This is a genomic window from Pseudomonadota bacterium, from assembly GCA_026390555.1.
Lineage (GTDB): Bacteria > Bdellovibrionota_C > UBA2361 > UBA2361 > OMII01 > OMII01.
On record JAPLFS010000072.1, the window covers coordinates 32122 to 56930 of the forward strand.

Annotated in this window: 20 protein-coding genes; 10 read left to right on the forward strand and 10 right to left on the reverse strand. The window is 51.0% G+C overall.

Annotation, left to right across the window (positions count from 1 at the left end; all coding sequences use genetic code 11):
- The first annotated feature begins 41 nt into the window (after positions 1 to 41).
- Both NTV65_09975 and NTV65_09980 read left to right on the forward strand, forming a co-directional pair.
- Positions 42 to 1070 carry a TonB C-terminal domain-containing protein gene (locus NTV65_09975; GenBank protein ID MCX6115520.1) on the forward strand — a complete coding sequence of 343 codons (1029 nt, stop codon included), beginning with the start codon at positions 42 to 44 and terminating at the stop codon, positions 1068 to 1070.
- 137 nt (positions 1071 to 1207) lie between these two features.
- Complete coding sequence (locus NTV65_09980) at positions 1208 to 1741, forward strand: hypothetical protein (GenBank protein ID MCX6115521.1); 534 nt, start codon at positions 1208 to 1210, stop codon at positions 1739 to 1741.
- A gap of 12 nt (positions 1742 to 1753) precedes the next feature.
- Here NTV65_09980 and phhA read toward each other — a convergent pair whose 3' ends face one another.
- The 5 genes from phhA to serA all read right to left on the reverse strand — a co-directional run bounded on the left by phhA (position 1754) and on the right by serA (position 7503).
- Positions 1754 to 2638, reverse strand: coding sequence for a phenylalanine 4-monooxygenase (gene phhA / locus NTV65_09985; GenBank protein ID MCX6115522.1), 885 nt, complete (start codon positions 2636 to 2638; stop codon positions 1754 to 1756).
- Between the two features lie 114 nt (positions 2639 to 2752).
- Entirely contained in the window at positions 2753 to 3769 is a 1017-nt protein-coding gene (locus NTV65_09990) for a lysylphosphatidylglycerol synthase transmembrane domain-containing protein (GenBank protein ID MCX6115523.1), read from the reverse strand.
- A gap of 82 nt (positions 3770 to 3851) precedes the next feature.
- A complete protein-coding gene (gene hemH, locus NTV65_09995; protein MCX6115524.1) occupies positions 3852 to 4928 on the reverse strand; it encodes a ferrochelatase in 1077 nt (358 codons plus the stop codon).
- Positions 4921 to 6252 carry a protoporphyrinogen oxidase gene (hemG, locus tag NTV65_10000; protein ID MCX6115525.1) on the reverse strand — a complete coding sequence of 444 codons (1332 nt, stop codon included), beginning with the start codon at positions 6250 to 6252 and terminating at the stop codon, positions 4921 to 4923. The genes hemH and hemG overlap by 8 nt, the downstream gene beginning before the upstream one ends.
- A 12-nt stretch (positions 6253 to 6264) precedes the next feature.
- A complete protein-coding gene (gene serA / locus NTV65_10005) occupies positions 6265 to 7503 on the reverse strand; it encodes a phosphoglycerate dehydrogenase (protein ID MCX6115526.1) in 1239 nt (412 codons plus the stop codon).
- 403 nt (positions 7504 to 7906) lie between these two features.
- On the opposite strand from serA, the gene NTV65_10010 reads away from it, so the two are divergent.
- The 3 genes from NTV65_10010 to NTV65_10020 all read left to right on the forward strand — a co-directional run bounded on the left by NTV65_10010 (position 7907) and on the right by NTV65_10020 (position 12853).
- Positions 7907 to 11209, forward strand: coding sequence for a DEAD/DEAH box helicase (locus NTV65_10010; GenBank protein ID MCX6115527.1), 3303 nt, complete (start codon positions 7907 to 7909; stop codon positions 11207 to 11209).
- Between the two features lie 266 nt (positions 11210 to 11475).
- Positions 11476 to 11808, forward strand: coding sequence for an integration host factor subunit alpha (locus NTV65_10015; protein ID MCX6115528.1), 333 nt, complete (start codon positions 11476 to 11478; stop codon positions 11806 to 11808).
- A 64-nt stretch (positions 11809 to 11872) separates the two neighbouring features.
- Complete coding sequence (locus tag NTV65_10020; GenBank protein MCX6115529.1) at positions 11873 to 12853, forward strand: M28 family peptidase; 981 nt, start codon at positions 11873 to 11875, stop codon at positions 12851 to 12853.
- Here NTV65_10020 and tkt read toward each other — a convergent pair.
- The 5 genes from tkt to NTV65_10045 form a co-directional block, all read right to left on the reverse strand.
- The gene (gene tkt, locus NTV65_10025) at positions 12850 to 14841 is read right to left on the reverse strand and encodes a transketolase (GenBank protein ID MCX6115530.1); all 1992 of its coding nucleotides are present in this window, start codon (positions 14839 to 14841) and stop codon (positions 12850 to 12852) included. The genes NTV65_10020 and tkt overlap by 4 nt on opposite strands.
- A gap of 24 nt (positions 14842 to 14865) precedes the next feature.
- On the reverse strand, positions 14866 to 15426 hold the full coding sequence (locus tag NTV65_10030) for a thioredoxin family protein (protein MCX6115531.1): 561 nt from the start codon (positions 15424 to 15426) through the stop codon (positions 14866 to 14868).
- Positions 15427 to 15499: 73 nt separating this feature from the next.
- A complete protein-coding gene (locus NTV65_10035) occupies positions 15500 to 16342 on the reverse strand; it encodes an alpha/beta hydrolase (protein MCX6115532.1) in 843 nt (280 codons plus the stop codon).
- A 275-nt stretch (positions 16343 to 16617) separates the two neighbouring features.
- Positions 16618 to 18558: a DNA topoisomerase IV subunit B gene (locus tag NTV65_10040; protein ID MCX6115533.1), complete on the reverse strand. Its 1941-nt coding sequence runs from the start codon at positions 18556 to 18558 to the stop codon at positions 16618 to 16620.
- Positions 18559 to 18607: 49 nt separating this feature from the next.
- Positions 18608 to 20929, reverse strand: a complete 2322-nt coding sequence (locus NTV65_10045; GenBank protein MCX6115534.1) for a DNA topoisomerase 4 subunit A — start codon at positions 20927 to 20929, stop codon at positions 18608 to 18610.
- A 342-nt stretch (positions 20930 to 21271) separates the two neighbouring features.
- Here NTV65_10045 and NTV65_10050 point away from each other — a divergent pair, with 342 nt between their 5' ends.
- The 5 genes from NTV65_10050 to NTV65_10070 all read left to right on the forward strand — a co-directional run bounded on the left by NTV65_10050 (position 21272) and on the right by NTV65_10070 (position 24805).
- Positions 21272 to 21619, forward strand: a complete 348-nt coding sequence (locus tag NTV65_10050) for a hypothetical protein (GenBank protein ID MCX6115535.1) — start codon at positions 21272 to 21274, stop codon at positions 21617 to 21619.
- A 34-nt stretch (positions 21620 to 21653) separates the two neighbouring features.
- Positions 21654 to 22301, forward strand: coding sequence for a dTMP kinase (gene tmk / locus NTV65_10055; protein ID MCX6115536.1), 648 nt, complete (start codon positions 21654 to 21656; stop codon positions 22299 to 22301).
- 259 nt (positions 22302 to 22560) lie between these two features.
- The gene (locus NTV65_10060) at positions 22561 to 23538 is read left to right on the forward strand and encodes a hypothetical protein (GenBank protein ID MCX6115537.1); all 978 of its coding nucleotides are present in this window, start codon (positions 22561 to 22563) and stop codon (positions 23536 to 23538) included.
- Positions 23539 to 23593: 55 nt separating this feature from the next.
- Positions 23594 to 24001, forward strand: a complete 408-nt coding sequence (metG, locus tag NTV65_10065) for a methionine--tRNA ligase subunit beta (GenBank protein ID MCX6115538.1) — start codon at positions 23594 to 23596, stop codon at positions 23999 to 24001.
- 24 nt (positions 24002 to 24025) lie between these two features.
- Positions 24026 to 24805 (forward strand): TatD family hydrolase, encoded by a 780-nt coding sequence (locus NTV65_10070; protein MCX6115539.1) that lies wholly within the window; start codon positions 24026 to 24028, stop codon positions 24803 to 24805.
- Positions 24806 to 24809 lie beyond the last annotated feature (4 nt).

Genomic DNA, 24809 nt, shown 5'->3' on the forward strand with positions numbered 1-24809 from the left:
CTGTTACTGGGCCCCTACGTTTGCTAACGTTACGCCATCACATGCTTACCAGCAAGTCTACGACATCCTCTATAGAAGCACGCCTTGGATTATCCATTTCGCTCATAATTCATGCGCTACTACTGGGGGTTATCCTCACCTCACGCACCCATTATCCAGCACCAGCAGCAGTTATGGATGTTACGATTGAGCCCCCATCAGCGCTACACTCCCGAACAAAGGAGATAGTTTCCCCACCTGCCGAACGTGCCATAAAGCCCCCTGAGGATACAAATAAGCTCTCGGACCTCGATTCACTCGCCGTTAAAGAGCAGGTCCAGAGGGGTGATAATGGTGGGCTGCCCGGCGCTCCATCACAGTCACAGCAGCAGGAGCATAAACAGGCCCAAGAGCAGCAACGCCCCGCAAAGCAGCCCCCTACTGAGAAGCAACCAGAACATGCAAGCAATGATGGCCACCCACTAAAAAACCTAAAACTTGATGATGCGACCCTCGCCATGAAGTTCGGCTCGCAGCCCAGTAAAGCTACTAAACAGAGTAGCAATGCGGCTCCTGCTGCAACCCTAAATGAATATCAAGCCTTCTCGCGCCCCGCTGGAAGTGGCGCGGCTTTTCTAGGGAATGCGGGTATAAACGATCACCTCCCGAACCTTCCTGATGGTGATATTACGTTGCTGAACGCCAAGGCCAATATCTATGCGAGCTTTGTGCGACGTGTGGCGGTGCAGGTCTTTACACAACTCAGATCGCAGGGCTGGGAGAAATTAAGCCAACAACAGATTCAACAGCTGAGTGACTTCACAACGATTGAAGCCGTACTATCGCGTCAAGGTAAGCTACTTTCTGTACGGATCTTAAGCAGCTCTGGCAGCACCCACTTTGACTCCGTTGTAAACCTCTCGGTCTCTGCCGGGGTTCGAGATCCGAACCCGCCCCCTGGTGCAGAGGCGCAGGACGGCGCTATTCACTTTATCTTTAAGGCCAGGAGCTGGTCGCAGATGGGCTTTAATCGCCGTTCGGGAGCCTCCCTAGAGCAGCGCTGGCTGCTGCTCGCCACGGGGCTGGAATAATAGTACGGATCTCAGGTCTTAATAACGCGGTATCATTGGACAAAACAGTCCCTCCCTTATCACACAGGATCTGGAAATATTCACATAACCAGGTATGATGATCGATCCTGTCTAAATTAGAGGTATAGTTAGGTAAGATGTCTGATAGGTCGCATATAAAAAATCTGGATGCTCCTTTTGAGCAGGTGGTATCGAACCTGAGCGACCTCCGTGCATCTAGAGATCCGAAGAACGCACAGGAGCTATCCAGCCCTGCAGAGACAGACCTCTCAAAGGCCTCTATCGCCGCATCTGGTGTTGACCGTCTCTCGGCCAAACCGGACAAGCGCATCTTTGTAGGACAGAACGTGTCAGCATCGTTGGAGCAAGCTGAACGCTTAAGGGAGCCATCAACGGAGCGCGCGCAAAAGCCGCACGGCGTATTAAATAACCCCTATTATCCATATCAAGGCGATCTGTTCTCTCGCCTAATAACCCTATTCGCCAATATTTTTAAAGCCCTGGAGCGCCTGATTCTGCGCCTCCTGGGGGGCGCAGATGTAGAGATACCAAAGCACTTTAAACAGCAAGTGCCACGCATTGAGCCACGCGCGCCAACTCATGCCGAGCAGCTTGAAAAAAAACGGCTCGAAGAGGAGCGCCAGAGACACCTTGGCGTTCACCGCTCGTAGTAACGAATAGACTTACTTTAGCTTGGGCTTTGTAACAGGAAACTCCCTCCAGTACTCCCCTGTCCCTTTACGCAGAACTGTATCACCCTCCACTATCTCAAATGGCGTGAGGGCTGGCATTGCGCGAAATTTTTCGTAGAGCGGGATAAATGGGCGTTCGATACACTGCTTAAAGAGCGACTCAAAGCTATCAATCGTAAAATAAGACGCCTGCAGATCATCGATGTAATAGCCGGTTCTCAGAACTCTATCGATATCAAACTGTAGCCAATTAGCCGAAGGGTCGTTGAAGAGATACTTAGCCTCTCCGTACGATGACATAATACCTGCGCCGTATGCTTTAACCTCGCCGTTGTTTTTTATAAGTCCGAACTCAATAGTATACCAGTTAAGGCGCGCTAAGAACTTTATCCCCTTATGCTCAAGCGCTGCGAGCCCCGCTCTACCGTACTCCTGCATATAGTTTGCGTAGGCAGGGTTAGAAAGGAGCGGGATGTGTCCAAACACATCATGGAATATATCGGGCTCCTCCAGATAATCGAGTTGCTCGGGGGTTCTGATAAATGTTCCCGCCGGAAACTGCCGATTTGCTAGCATTGAGAAGAAGGGTTTAGAGGCTATAAGACCGGGAACAGCTAGCACCTCCCACCCCGTTGCGGCGCGCAGATGTTTATTCATCTGTGCAAAATCTGGAACCGTTTCGGCAACTAGGTGCAGGGTTTTCAAACCCTCAAGATATTCCTCACACACACGTGCCTTGAGGGTTTCAAGTTGTCGGTTATAGAGGGTCTTCCAGGTATTGTGATCAGCGGCGCTATAGGCGCCCCAATTCTGATCAATAATACACTCCTCTACCGTCTGAGCTGTGAGGATTGCATGTCCCTTATCATCTTCCATAGAAGGCTCCATAAAAAACTGAAGAGCTGCTAGTGCTCTCTGCTACCGCAATAATAGCGATAACGTATAGGAGCTATTATGCGCTCCTTTAAGCACCCTCGCATAGGATTTCTTCTATCCTGGTGGTATCGGAGCTTCCCCCCGATCCTCGGCCGCATTCCTTAGCTCACCAAGGCTTAAGTCATGAATGGCTAGTAGCCAGAACCCTATGCCGATAAAGAGCAGGTAGGTCAGCATATGCACTACTATAGAGTACGTAGTGGCCGCAGCCGGGGGGAAGGTAAAAAATGAGCAGGCTGCCACGCACCCCACCTGAAATACCCCCAGGAATCCAGGTGCCGAGGGAAAGGCGATCGCAAGCGCAACGAAGACCCCTAACGTTACGCTTAGAAGGAAGGAGTGGTCGTAGGGGAAGATAAAGAGCAGGCTATAGAACTGCAGGCAGGCGAAGAGCCACACGACCCCCGTTAAGACTACTATCGTTAACAGGCGCATCGGGGTCTTAATAACGGCAGCCCCTTCGATCAGGTCCCCCGCAAACCGTACGATCAGGCTAGCTAGCCGCTGCGGTAAGGGCTTAGTGAAGAGGATAACACTACTACGAATAAAGCTAGGAAATAGGCAGCCACAGATTAGAAAGAGCAACAGGCATCCGCTCAGTGCTCCAAGCGAGTACGCGCCCCAGTTCACCCACTCTGGCACAGCCGGCAACATCGGTACTATTATTGCAAACGCTATTAGCACCGCGGCAAGATCAAAGAACCTCTCGATTACAACCGATATAAACGCCGATGCGAAGCTGTATTCAGACCAGCGCGAAAGGATCATGGGGCGGATAAATTCACCCAACCGAAATGGCAACAAAAAGGTAGCAAGGTTACCGAGGATCATAGAGTCAAAGAGCTTGCGCAGAGATGGGCGCTCACCCTGCGGCTCCGGCAGAAGGTACCTCCAACGTAGAGACCTAAAGAAGAAATGAGCGCCAAAGCAGGCCAGAAATGGCAGCACCGGCCACCACTGTATCTGAGAGAAGCTCTCTGAAAGCTCCGTCAGCTTGACATCCCGAAAGGCGATATACATCGCCACTGCACTGATTAGGCAGCCGATACCAAGCTGTAACACCTTCTTCATAGAAACCCCTGCTATAAATGCAACACCGACGATTATCCTAGCGTGCTTGAGATCGGGGTGAAAGGTATCAATGTAACGGGCGTTAACTCTTTAGAGGGCACCGAATAACGCAGTCAGAAGCATTTCTACAGCCCCCAACCAGCCAGCTTCCTAGCTCCTCCTTGATAATCTCGGTCATTCCGTCCAGCCAAGCCGGATGATCATTTAAGCACTGAATAAGTGAGAGCTCCTCACCTCCAGCCTCAGTAAACTGCTCATGCCCCTCGTGTCCCAACTCATCTAAAGTCTCAAGACAATCCGCAGTAAAGCCCGGAGCTACAACAGCGATGCGCTTAATTCCGCTCTTCCCAAGCTCTTCGAATGTCACATCTGTATAGGGGGTCAACCACGGCTCGCTCCCAAAGCGAGATTGAAATGTATGAACAACCTGCTCTCGGTCTAGTTTAAGCTTAGGGATGAGTGCCGCCGTTGTCTCAACACAGTGACAACAATACTGATCACCCTTATTAACATAGCTACGTGGGATGCCGTGATATGAAAGTACTAAGCGCTCAGGCTTATGTGGCAGGGCAGCGATATGCTCGTTAATAATCGTGGCCCAGGCTTCTATATAGCTTGGATGCGCATAGTATGGCTCTGCAACGCGTAGCGTTGGAACCCAGCGCCGCTTAAGTAGGTGCAAAAAAACAGCATCGTAGGTAGAGGCGCTAGTAGTAGCTGAGTATTGCGGATACATCGGGAAAAGGAGGATCTTAGAGCATCCTTTTGCGATTAACTTATCTATCGCGCTCTCAAGGCTAGGCGAGCCGTAGCGCATACCAAACTCAACATCTATATTTTTGGAGACTAGTAAAAGCCGTTTCGCAACTCCCTCAGCTTGGCTCTTTGTTATTAGCAGCAGAGGCGATCCATCCTTACGCCAGATACGCTTATAAAGACGCGCAGAGCGCCGTGGTCTGGTTACAAGAATAATGAAATTGAGTAGAATCCACCAGACTATCCGATTGATCTCAATAACCCGTCGGTCTGAGAGAAACTGTTTCAGATATCGGCGTACTTTAGCAGGAGTCGGCGCATCCGGAGTGCCTAACTGCGCAATCAACACCCCGATCCTGTCCTTCGAACCCTTACATCCAAACTCAGCTGCGTTCTTATCCATATGCATTAACCTGCGCCCGTATAATCGCCTCACGCGAGATCTTAATTCTATCCGATACCCCAACACCTCCCCGATCAACTCCGGCAAAGACAAGCCCCGGCCTTCGGCCTTCGCACTCATTAATTGCGGAAACAATCCGATGATGCCCAACTACTAGTTGGGGAATAGCGCGCTCCCAGGTGTATGAGCCGAGCCACTGTATTCCCCCTATCTTTAAAAGCTCCTGCAATAGGCGTGGGAGTACCTCCCTTAGCCTAGCTTCATCTGGGCTACCCTCTCCAGCCTGTGCTCCACCAAGCATTACGGTCATGATATGCTTATCAGCTGGAGCCACGTGAGGGAATATCTGAGAATTAAACATCACCCCCAATAGGTTCTCTGGCATTGCGCCAGGAAAAAGAACTCCAAAGGCGTCCCTTAAAAGTGGCTCCCGACGATCGACCGCAAGGTGCACAACCGTCAATCCAGCGAACTGCATGCCTGCCAGCATCTGAGCTAAGCTTGGCTCAAGCTCCTGAACCATGGAAGCGCTCGCCCTACCCGCGGTCGTTACGATACACTGCTTAACCTCGAAGCTAGATCCAGCGCTACAGCGAAGCTCGAACCCCCCACTACTTGCAAGGAGTATCTTAAGTACTCGCTCAGAGCAGAGCTCAATTTTACCACTAAGTGCGGCAGCAATCGCATCGGTTAAACGCTGAATACCCCCCTTGATCACCATAATGGCTGGCTTCTTTACTTTTGAGCGGCTGCGCATATACCCAAGCATCGAACGCCCCTCGACCGCCGCACTCCATAAGCCGGGGAAGATTGAGCGCGCACTAAGCTGCTCTACATCTCCGCCGTAGATCCCCTTAAGAACCGGATCTAGTAAGCACTTAGTAGAGTCTTCGCCAAGCAGTGGTGCAAAAAAACGGAGCACCGATAGGTCATCACTAGCTGGTTTTAGTAGCGCCGACCTTAGTAGCCTAAGGGGCAACTTAAGCTTCGTAGCACAGGAGAAAAGTGGAGTTGTAATCAGTTCGCTCAGCCCACTTGGAACCTTAACCGGTTTATTACGAAACCAGACATACTGTCCGTATGGAGTAACGCTCGGATATCGCACCTCGCTAGAGAGCTTAAGCTCATCGAGTAATTGCGTGATATCGGGACGCTCTACCAGAACGTTGGGCCCCTGTTCGCATGTGAATCCATCCTGGGGCGCTGAGCGAATCATGCCCCCTAGCTGTCCAGGCTCAATCAAGACCGGACGCTCGCCGCTCTTTACCAGCTCATACGCTGCTACAAGCCCTGCTATGCCCCCACCTATAACAGCTATCTTCATCTTACTGTCCAGCTAAAAAAGGATCCTTGTTCTGATACTCGTGTCGAGCTCCTCTATCGTGTTTTTTATCCCCTCCGATAGCCCGTTATCAACGTCAATTATTAGGTACCCAACATCTCCCTGTGTGCTTAGGAACTGCGCGCGAATATTTGCGCCAGCAGCCGCGATAATTGAGTTAATCGAGCTCAAAACGCCGGGAACGTTCTTATGAATATTAAGGATACGGTGACTATCACGCACTATTGGCAACTCAACCTGCGGAAAATTAACCGCTCCGGTCGTACTGCCGGTCTCAATGAACTTGATCAATGTGTTGCCAACCTCTAGCCCAATATTACGTTGGGCCTCAAGGGTGCTTCCCCCGATATGCGGTGTCAGAATTACGTTATCCATTCCGGATAGTGCACACTGAAAGGGCTCGTCGTTGGTTTTCGGCTCCTCTGGAAAAACATCGATAGCAGCCCCTGCCAACTGACCACTTAAAAGTGCTGCCCGTACCGCTTCAAGATCTACTATGCGACCACGACTTAAGTTAAGTAGGAATGCACCGTGCTTCATCTGCTCGATCTGGCGCGCGCCGATCATACCCCTAGTCTCGGCTGTATCCGGAACGTGTAGGGTGACGAAGTCAGAGAGTTTTAACAGATCCTCAAGGGTGGCAACCGGGGTCGCATTGCCGAGCGGAAGTTTATTCAGCACATCGAAGAAGTAGACCTTCATCCCGAACGCTTCGGCCAGAAGTCCGACCTGTGGGCCGATATGTCCATAGCCTATAATGCCGATACTCTTATTGCGAACCTCGACACACCTATCAGCCGACTTATCCCAGCTCCCCTTATGCATGAGCTGACTTTTGTGGACTGCGCGACGGGCGAGCATCACCACCTCTGCCAGAGTAAGTTCAGCAACGCTACGGGTATTGCTAAACGGGGCGTTGAAAACCGGAACCCCGTGCAACGCCGCCTTACTTAAATCAACCTGATCGGTGCCGATACAGAAGCACCCGATTGAGAGCAGGTTCTTGGCCTGCGCCAAAACCTTGCTACTTACCTCGGTCTTAGAGCGGATGCCGAGCACATGCACCCCTGCGATCGCCTCGCACAACTCCTGCTCTCCAAGCGCGCCTTTAATTAGCTCAGGTTGGTAACCGGCCTGAGAAAGCCTATCAACACAGGCCTGGTGTACCCCTTCAAGGAGTAGGATCTTCATCTTTTCGCGTGGGAATGAATACTGCTTTTGGGTATTTTGCATAGAGCTATGGTATAGCGAGAAAGGAGAAAACAAAAGGGAGTTTGCAACTATTAACCCGATCAGATCCGTGTGCGTTAGCCCCTATCAAGGGGCGAGTTTGCGGAGCAAACTGGGGTGGGAATACTAAGTATTCACCCCTAAAATAAGCGTCCCCGATCAGGGGACGTCAAGAAAGATGTTTCGTTAGGACTGATCGCAAGATCGAATCTTTTTAAACACCGACAAGTTTATACTGGGGTGAATAGTTACGGGAGTTTAGGATGTTATGGTGTTGAATTATGTCAGTTTTAAAGGCCCGGCCTTAGATCCCTTGCTTTAACCGCTCAATCGATCGGGGGCAAGTTTAAAAAAAGCAACCTCCCACCCCCTGCCTTAATTAAGTAGAGTGTGATACCTTACTCCGATGATCGGGACCCCAACTGCAGCCAAATCTAAGATCCTTACTCACCTGCGTAAACTTGCTCCATTTTCGGTCGTTGAGCGCGGCGTCGGATTCGCCACTAACGATAACGTTAGTGAGTGTAGTTATGCGGGCCATACGGTCACCGGACATGTCCGCGAGGACGAGGTTACAACCCATTCAGTTCAACTCGTTGTTCTATCCTCACATGATATAGAGGCCTCCTGCTCCTGCTCTACCGCTACGGATATGCAGGAGCAGTGGTGCGCACACGCCGTAGCGCTCCTCTGGCGCGCAGCGGAGCTTGAGTTCTTTGAGCCGCGCGGCGGATTCGGAGAACGAGAGTCCACCTTTCGTGCTAACTCCAGCTCTCCGCTCGAGGTAGCCAACGCGATCCGAGATATTCAATCAATCAGCACCGAACAGGGCAGCTGGGATAGTTCAGGTGCCACAACCTCAAGCTACGCACCAAGCGTATCGATTCTACTAGATCTCTCCAGTGATCGACTCGGCATAAAGATTTTCTTTGATGAGGTAGAGCAGGAGCCTACGATTTTTGATGGATTCCGCACCGTTTCAAGCCGTGCGCTCGATAACATCCTCCTCCAGGTACTCGAAGATGAGGGCTCCTGGGATGATGCCAGCCATATCTGGTATATCAATTCCAGTAAGGGTATTGAGTTGGTGCTGGGCCTAATAGAGGAGTACGAGACCGTGCTTTCTGTTGGCGATTCGCAGCCAATTACCCTATCGCATGATCCGATCGGCGCAAAACTACTCCTCACCTGGCAACCTGGCGCACTTGAGCTAAGAATGAAGTGGGTGATTGGTTCAGATGATAAACGGCTAGAGATTCAACGCACACAGGAGGTCTTCGGTACTGGTCCATTCTGGACGATGATTAAGCACAGGATCTATCGCCTGACGCCGCAGGCCGCGCGTATCGCCTCTATCTTCGATGGCTCGCGCTCACTCACTGTGCCACGTGCACAGGTTGGACCGGTGCTTGAGGCTCTTAATGACTCTGAGATTCGTAATGAGGCGCTACTTGAGGTTTCAAATCCAGAGTTGCAGCCGGCCGCGGAGATTAAGACCCCTGTTCCGATGCTGCAGTTAGAGCGTAGAGACAACGCCTCGGATCACTTCACATCGAATCGCCAAGTAGAGCTGATAGCTACGCTAGATTTTGAATATCCCACCGCACAGGCAGGCTCGAACGTAGTGTTCCTGCGCGATCGTGACTTTGAAAACGAAGCTACCGCCGCCCTACATACCATAGGATTTTCTAGCACTAACGAGAAACGCCGCTATGCACTTACTGGCGATGCCGCGCTCGATTTTATTCATGATGGCAATGAGAAGCTCACCAACCCGTGGAAAATTAACGGCATAGATGCAATTCGCAAGGGCATGCGTTTCTCGGAGCTTAACATTGCTATTGCGCTTGCGAGCAACACCAAGGGGGGTGCGGATACCAACGATGAGGATCTCTCTAGTACGCGCCGTCCTGGTGCTATCGATTGGTTCGATTGTCACGTCTCCGTTCTGCAAAACAATTCTAACCTCCCACTTTCTGCGCTCTTCAAGAACACCCGTGGGGATAACGATCGCTGGACACGCCTCGACAGTGGAGCATATGCACGAGTTCCTGGTGGCAGCATTGCCCAGCTAAGAACGATCCTAGGTATGGTCGATCCGAACTGCCGCGTTAGTAACACCATTAAAACCCAGCTATCATTGGCTCAGGCTATCAGCCTCAGCCGTATCAACGACAACGGATTCGCCGTCTCGCTCGACAAGCGCCTAGCAGCATTAAGCGCCAAGCTATCCTCCTTTGCAGAGATTAAACCGGTCAAGGCGACCAAGGGCTTTATCGGCGAATTGCGAAACTATCAGGAGGATGGCATTAGCTGGCTTAACTTCCTGCATGAGTTTGAACTGGGCGGCATCCTGGCCGATGAGATGGGACTCGGTAAGACCGTTCAGGCGCTGGCCTTCTTCCAAATGTTGCGTGATAAACGGGGCAAAAAGGAAGCTAAAAAACCGATCTTAATAGTTGCTCCAACCTCGGTTATTACAAACTGGACCTACGAGATTCGTCGCTTTACACCCGGCATGAAGTCCATAATGCTGCATGGCCCGGGGCGCAAAGTACTCTTTGATCAGGTACCAGATGCCGATTTCGTCCTGACCTCTTATGCGCTCTTACGACTCGATAGATACGAGTTGGAGCGCTTTGAGTTCTCATACCTCGTTCTTGATGAGGCCCAAAATATTAAGAATCCTCAGGCAACCACCACAAAAGCTGCTAAAGCTATCCGTGCTCGCCGCCGCCTCGCCATAACTGGCACCCCGACTGAGAACAGGCCGATGGAGCTCTGGTCCATTATGGACTTTCTTATGCCGGGATACCTCGGATCAGCAGAATTCTTCCGTTCGAATATCGAGCGCCCGATCCTTGAAGGCGGCAACTCCACACAGGTTGCTCAGATGCTTAATGCAAAGACCAGGCCCTTTATCCTGCGTCGCCTCAAAGCCGACGTAGAGAAGGAGCTGCCAGCCAAGATCGAGTCGGTACTGCACGTCGATATGACGCCGAGCCAACGCACGATGTACAACCAGATCCTGAATGAAGTACGTCCGAAGGTTTTTGAAGCTATTAAGAAAAAAGGTATTCAGGGTGCGAGCATCTCAATCCTTGCGGCTTTGCTGCGCTTACGTCAGGTGTGCAACCATCCGAACTCTATCGAGGCCTTTAGTGACCTACAGGGCTACGACTCAGGTAAGTTCAATCTACTGAAGGACCTGACCCAAGAGGCGCTCGACTCTGGCAGAAAGATCCTACTCTTCAGTCAGTTCCGTGGCATGTTATCGATTATACGGGGCTGGCTCGACGAGATCGGCACGGAGTACCTCTACCTAGATGGCGCTACACGCAACCGCCAAGATCTAATCGATCGCTTCTCACAGGACGATAAGGTGCGCCTCTTCCTAATTAGCCTTAAAGCTGGCGGTTCAGGTCTTAATCTTATGGCGGCAGATACCGTTATTATCTACGATCCGTGGTGGAACCCTGCTGTTGAGAGCCAAGCCGTTGACCGTGCTCACCGCATCGGGCAGAGCAAGACGGTCTCAGTCTATCGCTTAGTGACCGAGGAGTCGGTCGAGCAGAAGATCATGACCCTTAAGGCTAAGAAATCGAAATTGGTTGACGCCCTTATCAATGAGAACGGGCTATCAACTGCAAATCTCTCAAAGATGGATCTTGAAAGCCTCTTTAGCCCACTCCCTGATGCTAGTAGTTAAGAAGTTATTTTCGTAACATATTGAATCTTCTCTACCCACTAGGTGCGTCTTAGTAGATAGCGAGCGTGTGCTGGTTAGAGCTGCTGTTTGTTTTTAGATGCTGCTTATATACTACAAGATACTGCCAATTGGTCGGTATTTAGTCCACACTTGCTGTTTTTTATGGTACATAGGCAACTGGATACTGGTGCTTAGCTGTAACCTCTTGTCATCATTTAGTAACTAGGTTAATTGACCTTCGATCATACCTGGATGGAGCTTCTATTATGGGTAACTCACGCTATTGTTTAACTAAGGCTGACCTTGCTGATTCTATCTATGCCGCTATCGACATAGATAAGCAGAAGGCTGCTCAGGTAGTTGAAGACTACATTGAGCTGATCAAGGAGGCGCTCGACAAGGATGCTAAGGTGATGCTTTCAGGCTTCGGATGTTACGAAGTTAAGGCTAAGCCGGCTCGCCGCGGTCGCAATCCGCAAACACGCGAGACGATCATCCTGCGTGCTCGTCGGGTAGTTAAGTTCAAGCCCAGCCAACTCCTGCGCCGCGCTATTAACGGAGAGACCATCTCTGAGGACGAGATCGATAAGGAGTATTAACTCCCCCGCACCGGTTAGTTTAATGGGGCAAATGGATCTCACTACATCATTGTGGGTGAGGTAGATGGCTCAGTTTATTAAGCTCGTTTTTCAACTGTTAGTACTTATCGCGCTCTTTCTGAGTGCATTGTGGCTATTTGTGGCCCGCCCCTTTAACTTCACAACAACAAGGGAGAAGGTTAGCATTACTGCAGATCCCTCACGCCTGGAGGATACCGTGCGTAAGCTCTCGCTTACGATGGGGCCGCGCGATTTTAACCATCAGCAACAACTCAGCACAATCGCCGATGATACCGCGTATACATTTCAGACTCACAACGCACGCGTCTCGTTACAAACTTACCTGGTTAACGATATATGCTTCCATAATGTGATATCTGAGTATGGACTCCCTGATTCAGAGGGGACCATAATAATCGGAGCGCACTACGACACCTACGGTGAGCTGCCTGGAGCCGATGATAATGCCAGCGGAGTAGCGGCGCTACTTGAACTCGGACGGATGTTTTCACAACAGCCCCCACCGATGAAGGTGTTACTAGTGGCCTATCCACTGGAGGAGCCCCCATTCTTTCGCACAAACGATATGGGCAGTTACGTTCATGCTGCATCTCTCAAGCATTCCAAAGAAAAGGTACGCCTTATGATAAGTCTTGAGATGATAGGTTATTTCTCTGATGCCCCGAACTCTCAGCGCTACTCACCCTCTGCGCTCTCCTGGATCTTCCCCACAACCGGCAACTTTATCGCCGTCGTTGGCCCCCCCTCCATTAGTTCTGCAACCATCTCGCTTAAAAAAGCGATCACCCGTTCAACTGAGCTAGCGGCGCTGTCGATAAATGCACCGAGCCTACTGCCTGGTGTAGATTTTTCTGACCACCTGAACTACTGGAAACACGACTTTGATGCCGTTATGGTTACGGATACTGCGTTTCTGAGAAATCAGAATTATCACACTGAGAAAGATCTTCCCGAGACCCTAGACTACCATAGAATGGCGCAGGTGGTGACGGGGGTGCATTCTTATGTGATGAATAGCAACTAACTCTCAATCCAAGCAGCGATCCTCTCCTTAATCGCCTGTCCGGTAAATCCGAACTTCTCTGCCAGTATCTCGCCCGGCGCTGACGCTCCGTAGTGATCTATTCCGATTGCAAGGGCGTCCCTACCAAGGATAGAGCTCCAACCTAGCGTTACGCCCGCCTCCACTACTGCAATACGAGCACCGGCTGGGAATAGCTCTGCTTTGTACGCCGCTGACTGCGCCGTAAAGAGCTCAACACACGGCATCGAAACAACCTGTACAGAGTGGCCCTCGGCCTCCAGCATCGTAGCAGCCTCAACAGCAGCACCAACCTCAGAACCGGTAGCAACAAGCACAAGCTTTGGCTGCGAGCTCTCTTTAAGAATATAGCCGCCCTTAAGCACATCATCCGGACTAAACGAAGCAGGTCGCGTTAGGCTCGGTAAGTTCTGACGGCTAAAAATAAGGGTGCTCGGTCCATGCTTATGCGTAAGTGCTGCGTAGTAACACATCGCAACCTCAACTCCATCGGCCGGCCTTAAGACCCGCATATTTGGAATTAAACGCAGGCTCATAACGTGCTCAATCGGCTCGTGCGTTGGCCCATCCTCTCCGACCCAGAAGCTATCGTGCGTAAAGATATAGAGCGCCTGTAGATGCGAGATAGCTCCGACCCGCATCGCTGGCCGCATATAATCCGAGAATACTAGGAAGGTAGCCGTGTAGGGAATCCAGGCCTGCGTATAAGCCAAGCCATTCGCAAGCGACCCCATGGCGTGCTCACGCACCCCGAAGTGAATATTCTTGCCAGCAAAGTTTTCGTGGCTCACATCACCGCCGCCTTTAATCGCCGTTTTTGTTGATGGATCAAGATCAGCAGAGCCCCCAACAAAACCTGGCACATATTTGGCGATCACCTGAATTGCAGCACCAGAGAGGTTTCTGGTCGCGTCCTTCTTGGGCTCCTTGAAGATCGCAAGTAGCTCATCCTTTAGTTTCGGATCTATTGCGCGTGCAAGTTGACTCTCAAGCTGCTTTGCTAGTTCACCGTTTGATGATCTCCAGGTTGAGAAGCTGCCCTTCCAGGCCGAGGACTCCTCAACCTTTTTCTCTACTCTAGCTGCAATAAATGCCTGCACATCCTCTGGCACCAGGAACTGAGCATCCTCAGGCCAGCCGAGATTTCGCTTGGTAGCCTTTATCTCCTCCGCTCCAAGTGGCGCGCCGTGCGCCTCATGCGTATTGCTCTTGTTTGGACTTCCGAAGCCTAGCAACGTACGACAACAGATCAGGCTTGGGCGCCCCCTCTGTGCCAGCGCCTGATCGAGGCACTGCGCAACCTCCTGCATATTGTGACCATCACAGGACTGCACGAACCAACCGTAGCCTTCGTATCTCTTAGCAACTGACTCGGTAAAACACAGCTCCGTCTCACCAGCGAGCGAGATCTTATTGTCATCGTACATGTAGACCAGGTTGTCGAGTTGCATGTGTCCCGCAAGCGAGCCCGCCTCCGCAGAGACTCCTTCCATCAGATCACCATCACTAACTAAGGTAAAAACCCTATAGTTAAAGAGATCGGCTCCGTAACGGGCCGCAAGCATCTTGCCCGAGAGCGCTAGTCCTACGCTATTTGCAGCCCCCTGCCCCAACGGTCCGGTGGTGCACTCTACGCCTGGAGTTATACCGAACTCGGGATGGCCGGGGGTGATGCTCTCCCACTGACGAAACTGCTGAAGCTGGCTCATCGGTAGGTCGTATCCAAAGAGATGCAACATAGAATAAAGCAACATACAGCCGTGCCCAGCTGAGAGCACAAAACGGTCGCGGTTAATCCAGCTTGGGTCCTTTGGATTAAAACGGAGGTAATTTGCCCATAGTACCGAGGTAAAATCAGCGGCACCAAGCGGCAGGCCAGGATGTCCGCTATTTGCCTTCTGCACCGCGTCGATTGAAAGGGTACGAACAGTTGTCGCCAAACGTTGAAGGTTCTTGATGTCTAGTGTCATGAGGTGCTCCTGTTAAAAAAAATACTATGGAACTGGCTTCCACTTAATGGAGCAGCCGAGAGGATTAATAAATTGTGGTTGTGGGGTCCTACCCTCTAGCACCGCAACAATTGCCTGAGAGAGGTAGTCCTGCGTGACCTTACTGGGATCGCGGGGGCTATCGTTAATAGTGCCGTGATATACAAGCATGCTATCCTTATCAAAAAGATAGAGCTCTGGAGTACAGGCCGCATCAAAAGCTCGCGCAACATCTTGAGACTCATCGTAGAGGTAGGGATACGGCAACGACATCTGACTAGCTTTATCCTTCATCTTCTCGAAACTATCTTCAGGATACTGCGTTGCATCGTTACTGCTGATCCACACAGCCTTGAGGCCCTCGGCCTGATAGCGTCTAATAATCTCAATTAACATCTCCTCGCTCCCCTTGACGTATGGGCAGTGATTGCACAGAAACACAACCAAACTTGCACGAGCGCCCTGCAGATAATCAGAGCCAAGCTCTTTGCCATCAACATTAGGCAGGGTGAATTGCGGTAACTTTGAACCTAGAGTAAATCGATGGCTAGTAGTATCCCTCTGCACGTTATACCCCCTGATCCGATTGGTAACCGGCTAAACAATCTATAAAACAGCGCTTCCCGTAAAGGTAGCTCTATTACTTTAACGTTACGGCGTGACGGGAGTGCTGGCGCAGGAACTTCTCAACCTCACCGGAGAACCACTCAGGGTGCTCAATCATAGGAGCATGCCCACACTTCTTAACCGTTACGAGGGTAGAATTAGGTATAAGCTTATGGAACATCTCTGCGACCTCCATAGTCGTTACCTGATCATCCTCTCCCCACAGTAACAAGGTTGGCACCTTTACCTCACCCAAAAGATCCTTAAGGTTGTCCTTTTTGGCGCTCCTAGCGGCGTGAATCAAACTCAAAACGTGGTGTTTATTAGCTAGGATCTTGACGATCTCAGAGATCGCTTCTTCGGTGATAAACTTTTCGTTAACGAAAACCTTGGCCATATGCTCTAGCACGAAATCGCGCCCAGGGCGAACCGGAAGCGAGTCTACCGAGTGCTCATAGAGCCCGCTGGTAGCACTTAGAATTAAGCAATCAACTAGCTGCGGGGCAGCTAAATAGAGCCGTAACGCTACATGTCCACCGAGAGAATTTCCGCACATCGTTACCGGGGCAAGTCCACGCTGGAGTACGAACCGCTCAGTATAGTGCGCCAAAGCCTTTATCTTGAGCTCTGAGCGATGCGCCGTAAGAAGTGGAAAGCTGAGCGCCATCGGCTTGGCGTACTGTGCCATTAACGGCTGCACCGTATCCCAATTGGATAACGCCCCAAATAGGCCGTGTAACAGCACTATCTCTGGGCCCTTCGTTCCCATCTCAACGGTCTTGAACTGCAACTCCTCCTCCTGCTTTAACAACACAGGATCAGAGGCACCAAGTTTTGGAAGGGAATCTTTAACGAACTTGAAAATACTTTTAGCCATGTAGGCCCTAACTACAGAATACTTCTCAGAGCTACTCGCCGTTCACCCCGGGCTAACGCCCACTATTACTTACTCTGAGAACCAATTCGAACTCGATATCTCTATCTTATCCGCTGAACGTCCCTGATACATAGTATATCAGCTATGTGTGTGTAAATACGGAGAGAAACTCTCCTCTCTTCCGTGCCTTATTTGACTATCGCTTAAACCTCACTTATTCGCAGCAGTAGTCGCACCTCCGCGCTAAGTACCTGTTACAATGAGGCTTTTAATAGCTATAGATCCACCTCAAGACGATGTGCGTTTTCCTGAATAAGCCTATATCGCTCACTTGGATCCTTTCCTAATAAACTTTCAAGCATGGCATCGACCTCAATAGGGTCCTCAACCGTCAACTGAAGCAGCTTTCTGGTCTTTGGATTGAGGGTGGTATCCCAGAGGGTTTCCGGATTCATCTCACCTAATCCCTTAAAGCGTGTAATGTGAACCTTACCTCGCGCTCCACGCGTCCCTCGCTCCTTGAGGATCTCCTCCTTCTCCTCATCCGAATACACCCAGAGAACCTCCTCCTTAGAACCGCTTCCGAATCTGAGGCGATAGAGCGGTGAGATACCGATGTATAGGTGTCCCTTTTCAACGAGGGGGCGCAGGAATTTATAGAAGAACGCCATCAGCAAAGCCGAGATATGCATTCCATCAGCGTCAGCATCGGTTAGAATTATGACCTTCGAGTAACGCAGCTTATCTAGTCTGATATTTTTACCGATGCCACAGCCAAGCGCTGAAACTAAATCAAGCAGCTCTTTGTTCTCGTGCAGTTTAGCTTCCGTTGTTGATACCGAGTTAAGAACCTTTCCACGCAACGGCAATACAGCCTGAATCGCACGGTCCCTACCCTGCTTGGCGCTACCACCTGCGGAATCTCCCTCTACGATAAAGACCTCAGATGAATCAGGCTTGGTTGATGAGCAATCCGCTAACTTACCCGGTAAATTAAGGCGATGACTAATGCCGATCTTTCGGCTGATGCCCTGCGAAGCGGAGCGCGCTGCCGCACGCGCCTTAGCCGCTAAGGTGATACGCTCCACGAGCGCATTGGCAACACTAGGCTTTGAATTCAGTACGTTTTCAAAGCTCTTAAGCAGAGCATCAAGTGGCGGCTCGATCTCTGGATTGTTAAGGCGGTCTTTAGTCTGGCCCTGAAATTGAAGCTGACTAACAGATCCTGGAACACTCACCGAAATAACAGCTATAAGCCCCTCGCGGATATCCTCTCCTGTTATCTTAACACCCTTCGGAAGAAGATCGTGAACCGAGATGTAGTTTCTTATAGCCTTTGAGAGTCCGGTCTTGAAACCTTCCTCATGCGTTCCGCCACCCTTTGTATGGATACCGTTAACATAGGAGTGCAGCTGCTCCTGAGTTGACTCAGTCCAACAAAATGCAACTTCAATCTTAATGCCGTTTACTCGATCAAGATCAAAGCACTCTCCACTAATGGGAGTCTGGCTTGCTAACGTAAGTAGCGAGCTGAGAAAGGACTTAATCCCCTCCGGATGGTAGAAGGTGCGCTCTGTGGCGTTCTTCAAATCGTTAAAAACAAGCCTCAGACCCTTATAGAGAAACGATTTTTCCTCGATGATTTTCTCTAGACGGGCCGCTGAGAACTCTATGCTCTTAAATATCTCGGTATCGGGCCTAAAGAATATCCGGGTCCCTTTACGACGGGTTGCGCCCCCCTTCTTAATCGGCCCATCGGTTTTACCGCGGGTAAAGCTCTGCTTCCACTCAAACCCTTCGCGACAAACAGTAGCTTCAAGCGTTTCGGAGAGCGCGTTAACGACCGATGCTCCAACTCCGTGCAGACCGCCCGCGGTCACATAGTTATGGTCATTAAACTTGCCTCCGGCATGCAGCGTAGTAAGAATTATCTCAAGCGCCGGCTTTTTGAACTTCGGGTGAATATCAACCGGAATACCTCGGCCATTATCTTCGACCGTAACGCTCTCGCCGTCCTTATGGAGCGTTACCGTAATAGTATCGGCGTGCCCGTTCATCGCCTCGTCAACCGAGTTATCTATTATCTCTCGCACGAGATGGTGCAGCCCTGCAGGCCCATCCGTACCACCGATATACATACCGGGGCGTTTTCTAACCGGATCAAGTCCCTCAAGAACCTCGATATCAACTGCGCTGTATGAACTGCCCTTCGCCATCTTGTTCTTTTTTATCACACAAAATTATACAACTAGCTCTCGCCCCTGCTTAGATCTCTACTATTTTGGCCCCGATGATCTCCTCTTTCGAGTACACCTTGGTACCCTTTAGAGCTCGATGCCCCTTTGTCACCTCTGATAAGGGAATATCCTTAGTTTTACCTGTCTTAAGATCAAGCAGCAGGGTGCCCTTCATCTTAGTCGATTGCGTACCGCAACACGCTACTAGCGCATCGTTATCTCGAACTCCCATCAGAACAACTCCTACGGCAGCGGAATCTCGCACCGGTATCTCTTTCTGAGAGATAGCGAGCCCAGAGCCATCACGGGTTATGAATACCATCATAGGGGCAAGGGGCGCCGCAGCGACCATGAACTCCCCATCGCGCAGCTTCATAACGCGTCTTCCATTGCGCTTCGTCTGCGAGATATCGCTCATCGTAAGTGCGAATCCAGTGCCCTGCTGCCCTACAAGCACGACCGTATCTCCATCCTTGAGAGATCGTTCATTTGATACACCTACAGGCGCTCCACCAAGAGCAAGCTCCGCCTGTGCCCCTGTTGAAGCTATCGGCGTGTCAGATGCTGATAGCCCAAAAGATGTCACGATCTTCTCGCCATCTTTAAACTTAAGAACCTTTTGTACCGGAGTGCCGTAGCCTCCTGATGCCGGGAAATCAGAAACTTTCAGAACAAACAGTGAGCCAAGATTCGTAAATAGCGCCACTGAATCAAGCGTTGTCAGCGCATGTGCTGAAAGAATGGCATCGCCCTCGCGCATGCGGGTTGACGAGAGCTCATTTGTTCTGCGGATGCGCTTAATCCAACCATCAGTGGTAATGATTGCGTGCACCTCTTCCTGCACAACGTAGTGGGTCTCATCGAATTCTATATCAACGTTGTCCTTAACCAGCTTTGAACGGCGGCGATCGCCGTACTTCTCAGAGATCGCTGCAAGGTCTGCTCGAACAATTTCAGAGATAGCAGTTTTGCTCTTAATAATCCCCTCAATCTGCTTAACGCGTTTATCCTTTTCGGCTAACTCGCCTCGAATCTCATCGATATTGGTGCGCGAGAGCTGGTAAATACGCATGTCTACCACGGCGAACGCCTGAATCTCTGAGAGCTTGAATCGAATACGGAGCTTATCCGCGGCATCACTCCTGCCCTCACTCTTGCGAACGATCTTGAGCGCTTCGTCGAGGGCATCATAAACGATAACAAGTCCGTCCAGGATATGAATACGCTCAAGAAGCTGCTTGCGTTCAAAGACCAAGCGCTTCTCGGTAACCTCAGCGCGGAAGGTAAGAAAATGACTGAGGAAATCTTTAAGTGAGAGCAGCTCTGGACGGGCAGAGCTCCCCTGGCTCGGCACAAGCGCCGTTAGATTCACCGCAAAGTTAGACTCTAGCGGTGTGTTTTTAAATAGGTACGCCATTGCAAGCTCTGGATCGGCCCCAGGCGCAAGCTCAAGCACGATACGAACCTCCTGCGTTGATTCATCACGCACATCCACTAATTGCGGTAGCTTTCTATCGATTATTAACCCGGCGATACGCTCAACCAGGGTAGCTTTGTTTATCGCATACGGAACTGAACTAACGATCAGCGCCTGTTTGCCGCGCCCCTGGTCTTCAATCTGCCACTCACCGCGCATTCGCACAGAGCCCCGTCCTGTCTCATACATCTCAACCAGCTCGCGCTGTGTATTAAGAATACTACAGCCTGTTGGGAAATCTGGTCCCTTAATTAAGGCCGTTAACTTAGAAACCGAGAGCTCTGGATCTTTCGAAAGCTCTAGCAGCGCCTTAATAGTATCCTTTAGGTTGTGCGGCGGAATACTTGTTGCCATACCGACCGCGATGCCGGTAGCTCCGTTTATTAATAAGTTCGGAATGCGGCTCGGCAGAACAGTCGGCTCAACAACTGTCGAATCGAAGTTGTCGCGAAAGATAACGGTCTCTTCGTTAATCTCTCCAATTACATCAATTGCGATATGGCGCAGTCGCGCCTCTGTATAACGGTAAGCTGCAGCATTATCGCCATCAAGGGAGCCAAAGTTCCCCTGGCCATCAACGAGTGGATAGCGCAGAGAGAAGTCCTGCGCCATGCGCACCATCGCTTCATAACAGGCAACGTCGCCGTGCGGATGAAATCGAGCTAGCACCTCTCCGACAACCGCTGCGGACTTGCGGTGATTATTTGAGGGCGTCAGGTTTAAGTTCTGGAACATGGCGTACAGGATGCGGCGCTGTACCGGCTTTAGACCATCTCGCACATCAGGAAGTGCGCGCCCTGACACGACGCTGAGCGCATAGGTAAGGTATCGGTCCCTAGACTCCTGTTTAAGGCTTGTTGGAAAGATCGGCATAGAACTCCTTAACAACTCTGCATGGGCAGCGTAACGTTAACGTAACGCCGTCTCCTCTGCCCGAACCATCTCTACTACGACAGCCTGTTTGCAGGAATGCCCAAAAACATGTGGGCAACCAGCAATAGCCCCTTGTTATACCAAAAAGAGCTGTAATATTAGCTTGTTATAGGTGGCTATACAACTTAGATAATTGCTTTTTCAGTTTTATATAAGGCACTCTGCTGCTATTGGCCATATATTACGGTTGTATACGTTTTCACAACCGATTGTGACATAATGTATTCTCTACTGCCCGAATCAGGATCTAACCGTCTATACTTTTTTGAGTTCCACTCACATATGCGAACGACACACATACCCCTAATTGCCCTACTCCTTCTCTGCGTTGCATGTTCTCAACGTAAAGATATCTCTCCCCGTCCTAGCATCTCCGAGGATTCTATCATATCGCTGGATAAAGAGATCAACTGCGGCACTGCGCGCTCAGATATTGAGATTCTCGAGAATGAGAAGGCCTCCGTTGGAAAGCAGATTCTTTCCGGAGTTCGCTCAGTAATTCCATTCTCTGCTGTCGCTGCAATCATTATGGGCGATTACAGAGAACGTGTTCAGGTAGCAACCGGTCAATATAACGATGACATCGAGTCTAAGATCTCAGAGATTAAAAGCAGCTGCGGCATATCGTAGCGATTATTGCTCGAGGATCTAGCTGAGGAGTGCCATGAGAGTTAATGCCGATAGCTTCCGCCTGCCCAAGCAAGGCAACTTCGTTGCCTTTGAGGGCATAAATGGCTGTGGCAAGACGACCCTCCTGCGCGCCCTTTCGCAGAGGCTTAAGCAAGCCTCGACAGCGGTGCTAGAGACACGCGAGCCTGGCGGGACTCCGCTAGGAGAGGAGCTACGCAAGCTCCTACTTGAGTGGTCGGGCGAGAAAAAATCTGACCGCACAGAGCTGTTGCTCTTTGCTGCTAGTCGCGCCGAACATGTCGACAAGGTTATCGTACCGGCGCTCAACCGAGGCTCCTGGGTGCTGTGCGACAGGTACCTCTACTCCACCGTTACCTTTCAGGGGCACGGCCGTGGTATTCGTCGTGACTGGATCGACCAAGCAAACGCCCTCGCTGTGCAGACGACCTTGCCGGATCTGGTGGTGCTGCTTGATCTTGAGCCGCATCAAGCGCTGCGACGGATAGCCTCACGCCAGGATAACGGAAAGGACTCCTTTGAGGATGAGGAGCTCGCTTTTCATGAACGCATTAGGCACGGATTCCTGGAGTGCGCTGACACCTCCCCGGTGCCCTTTCTAGTGCTCGATGGCATGTTGCCCCCTGAGGAGCTGCAAAGGATAACTTTCTCCGTTTTTGGGTAACTATTCACCGGGTCAGCCCCGTGTACGTTAGCCCCTATCAAGGGGCGAGTTTGCGGAGCAAACTGGGGTGGAAATAATGACTATTCACCCCTAAAATAAGCGTCCACGATCAGGGGACGTCAACAAAGGAGGGGGCTTTAAGACCGATCGCAAGATCGAATCTTTCTAGCCAGCGACAAGCTTATACTGGGGTGAATAGTTGCGTTTTTGGACTCACTTGACCCTTCCTTATCCCATCCTTTAATCCTATTGTAACCTCGTGACGACAATTCACGGCCACACCCAACAACGCGCAGCTCTCGCCCTCCTTGCGCAACAGGAGCGACTTCCTGGATCTCTACTCTTCACAGGAATTAAGGGCATCGGCAAACAACTCGTTGCTTATGAGCTTGCGCGCCAACTCCTCTGCCAGCAAAAACCTTTTGGGCCACAGGGGGGCTGCAACTCATGCCAGGCCTGTGTGCTCTTTAACTCAAAAAATCATCCGGACCTGCATACGATCACCTTTGGTACGGGCGCAGCCTCAATGGACGACCTGCGCGAGACCCTCGACGGACTAAGTCTAAAGGCGTTCCTGGGGGGCCGCAGAGTTGCAATCCTAAACGATGCAGATGAGATCGCAACGATTGGAGCTAACCTGCTCCTTAAAACCTTAGAGGAACCTAGACCTGAGACCTTTTATATCCTGCTTGCTGCTAGCCCAACTCGCTTGCCGCAAACGGTCCTATCTCGGTGCCAGCGCTGGTTCTTCGATCGCCTCTCACCGACGGAGATAAAGCATATCCTGACTGAACGGGGCGCTACAGAGGTGTCCGATTCGATCGCGGCACTTGCTGAAGGTTCCCTCTGTGATCTAGAGACCCTTAAGGATCGAAAGGAGCTCGCGGATGAGGTACGCGAGGTTCTTGATGCTGCCTTTAAGGGGGACGCGCGGCGAATCGGACGTGCTGCGCAGGAATGGGGGGGCAATAAGATCGGAGTCAAGGAGCTGCTTGCATTATTACGCACCTCAATTCGAGAGAGGCTGCTGTGCTGTAATAACGATCAGGCCGCTGCCTCCGTCTGGGCAACAGCTCTTCAGAACATTATCGACGCAGAGTATCTCGCAGTCGACAGGCATGCGAATCCAACCCTGGTGCTCCTAACGGTGCTACGAAGTTGCAACCTGGAGCGCGCCAGCGGTTACCAGAATACCCCGAACCTACTGCCAACCATGCTTGAAGAGCTATTGCGCTAGATCTAGACAACACCCCTCAATTAACAGAAACTCTATATATATTTAAGGACTATCAATGAATACGCCAAACGAAACCACAGAGGTACCCCTACCAATAGCTCCTAGCGCTCCCCCGCCGGTACTAGCCGATGAAGAGATCGATATAGATCTCTTTGCAAAGATAAAGCTCCGTACCGCTACTATCGAGAGCGTTGAAGCCGTGCCTAAGTCAAAAAAGCTCTATCGTATTCAGGTAGATCTGGGAGAGCACGGAAAGCGCCAGATCGTTTCCGGCATCGCGCAGCACTATACGCCTGAGCAACTCATTGGTCGCCAGATCGTTATCGTTGCTAACTTAAAGCCAGCAAAGTTAATGGGCGTTGAGAGTCAGGGCATGCTACTTGCTGCCTCGACCGATAGCGATGGAGCTTTAGCGCTCCTTATGCCGGATAAGCCCCTACCTTCCGGCTCACGTGTCAGGTAGCGGCTACACTCTTTGATAGGCGCTATGGCACTTGAACTGCTCGATTCGCATACACATTTAGACTCTGAGTTGTTTGATATCGATAGGGAGGCGTGTATCGAGCGCGCCAGGGCCAATGGAATAACCCGTATCCTGACGGTCGGCGCTGGTCGTGGGCTGGCATCTACCAGGGGTGCTATCGCCCTGGCAGAAAGTTATGATTGGATCTGGGCTAGTGCAGGGATTCATCCACACGATGCTGGACAAGACTTAGATATCTCAGATCTCAAGAAACTCGCCGAGCACCCCAAGGTCGTTGCGATCGGGGAAACGGGGCTAGATTTTTTTAAAAACTTGGCGCCGATTGATAAACAGTACGAATACTTTGAGTTGCAGATAGAGCTGGCCCTAGCCGTTAAAAAGCCCCTGATTATTCATTCAAGGCAGGCTGGAGAGGAGTGCCTGAAGCTCCTTGAAACGAAAAATGCTAGTGCGGTTGGTGGGGTCTTTCACTGCTACGCTGAGGACGCAGCCTTTGCCGAGCGGTTAAGAGCTATCGGCTTCCTCGTATCGTTTCCAGGTACCCTGACCTTTAAGAAGGCCGAGGCTCTCCGCACTATCTGCAAAGCTATCCCGCTAGAGCAGATGATGGTTGAAACAGATGCTCCATTCATGGCTCCTGAGCCGCACCGAGGAAAGAGATGCGAGCCTGCGTTTGTACTTGAAACGGCGCGCTGTCTTGCTACACTAAAAGGGTTGCCCCTTGAGGAGGTAGCGGCGATAACTACCAGTAATGCGCTTAAGCTCTTCTCTACTATGAGGTAAGTCG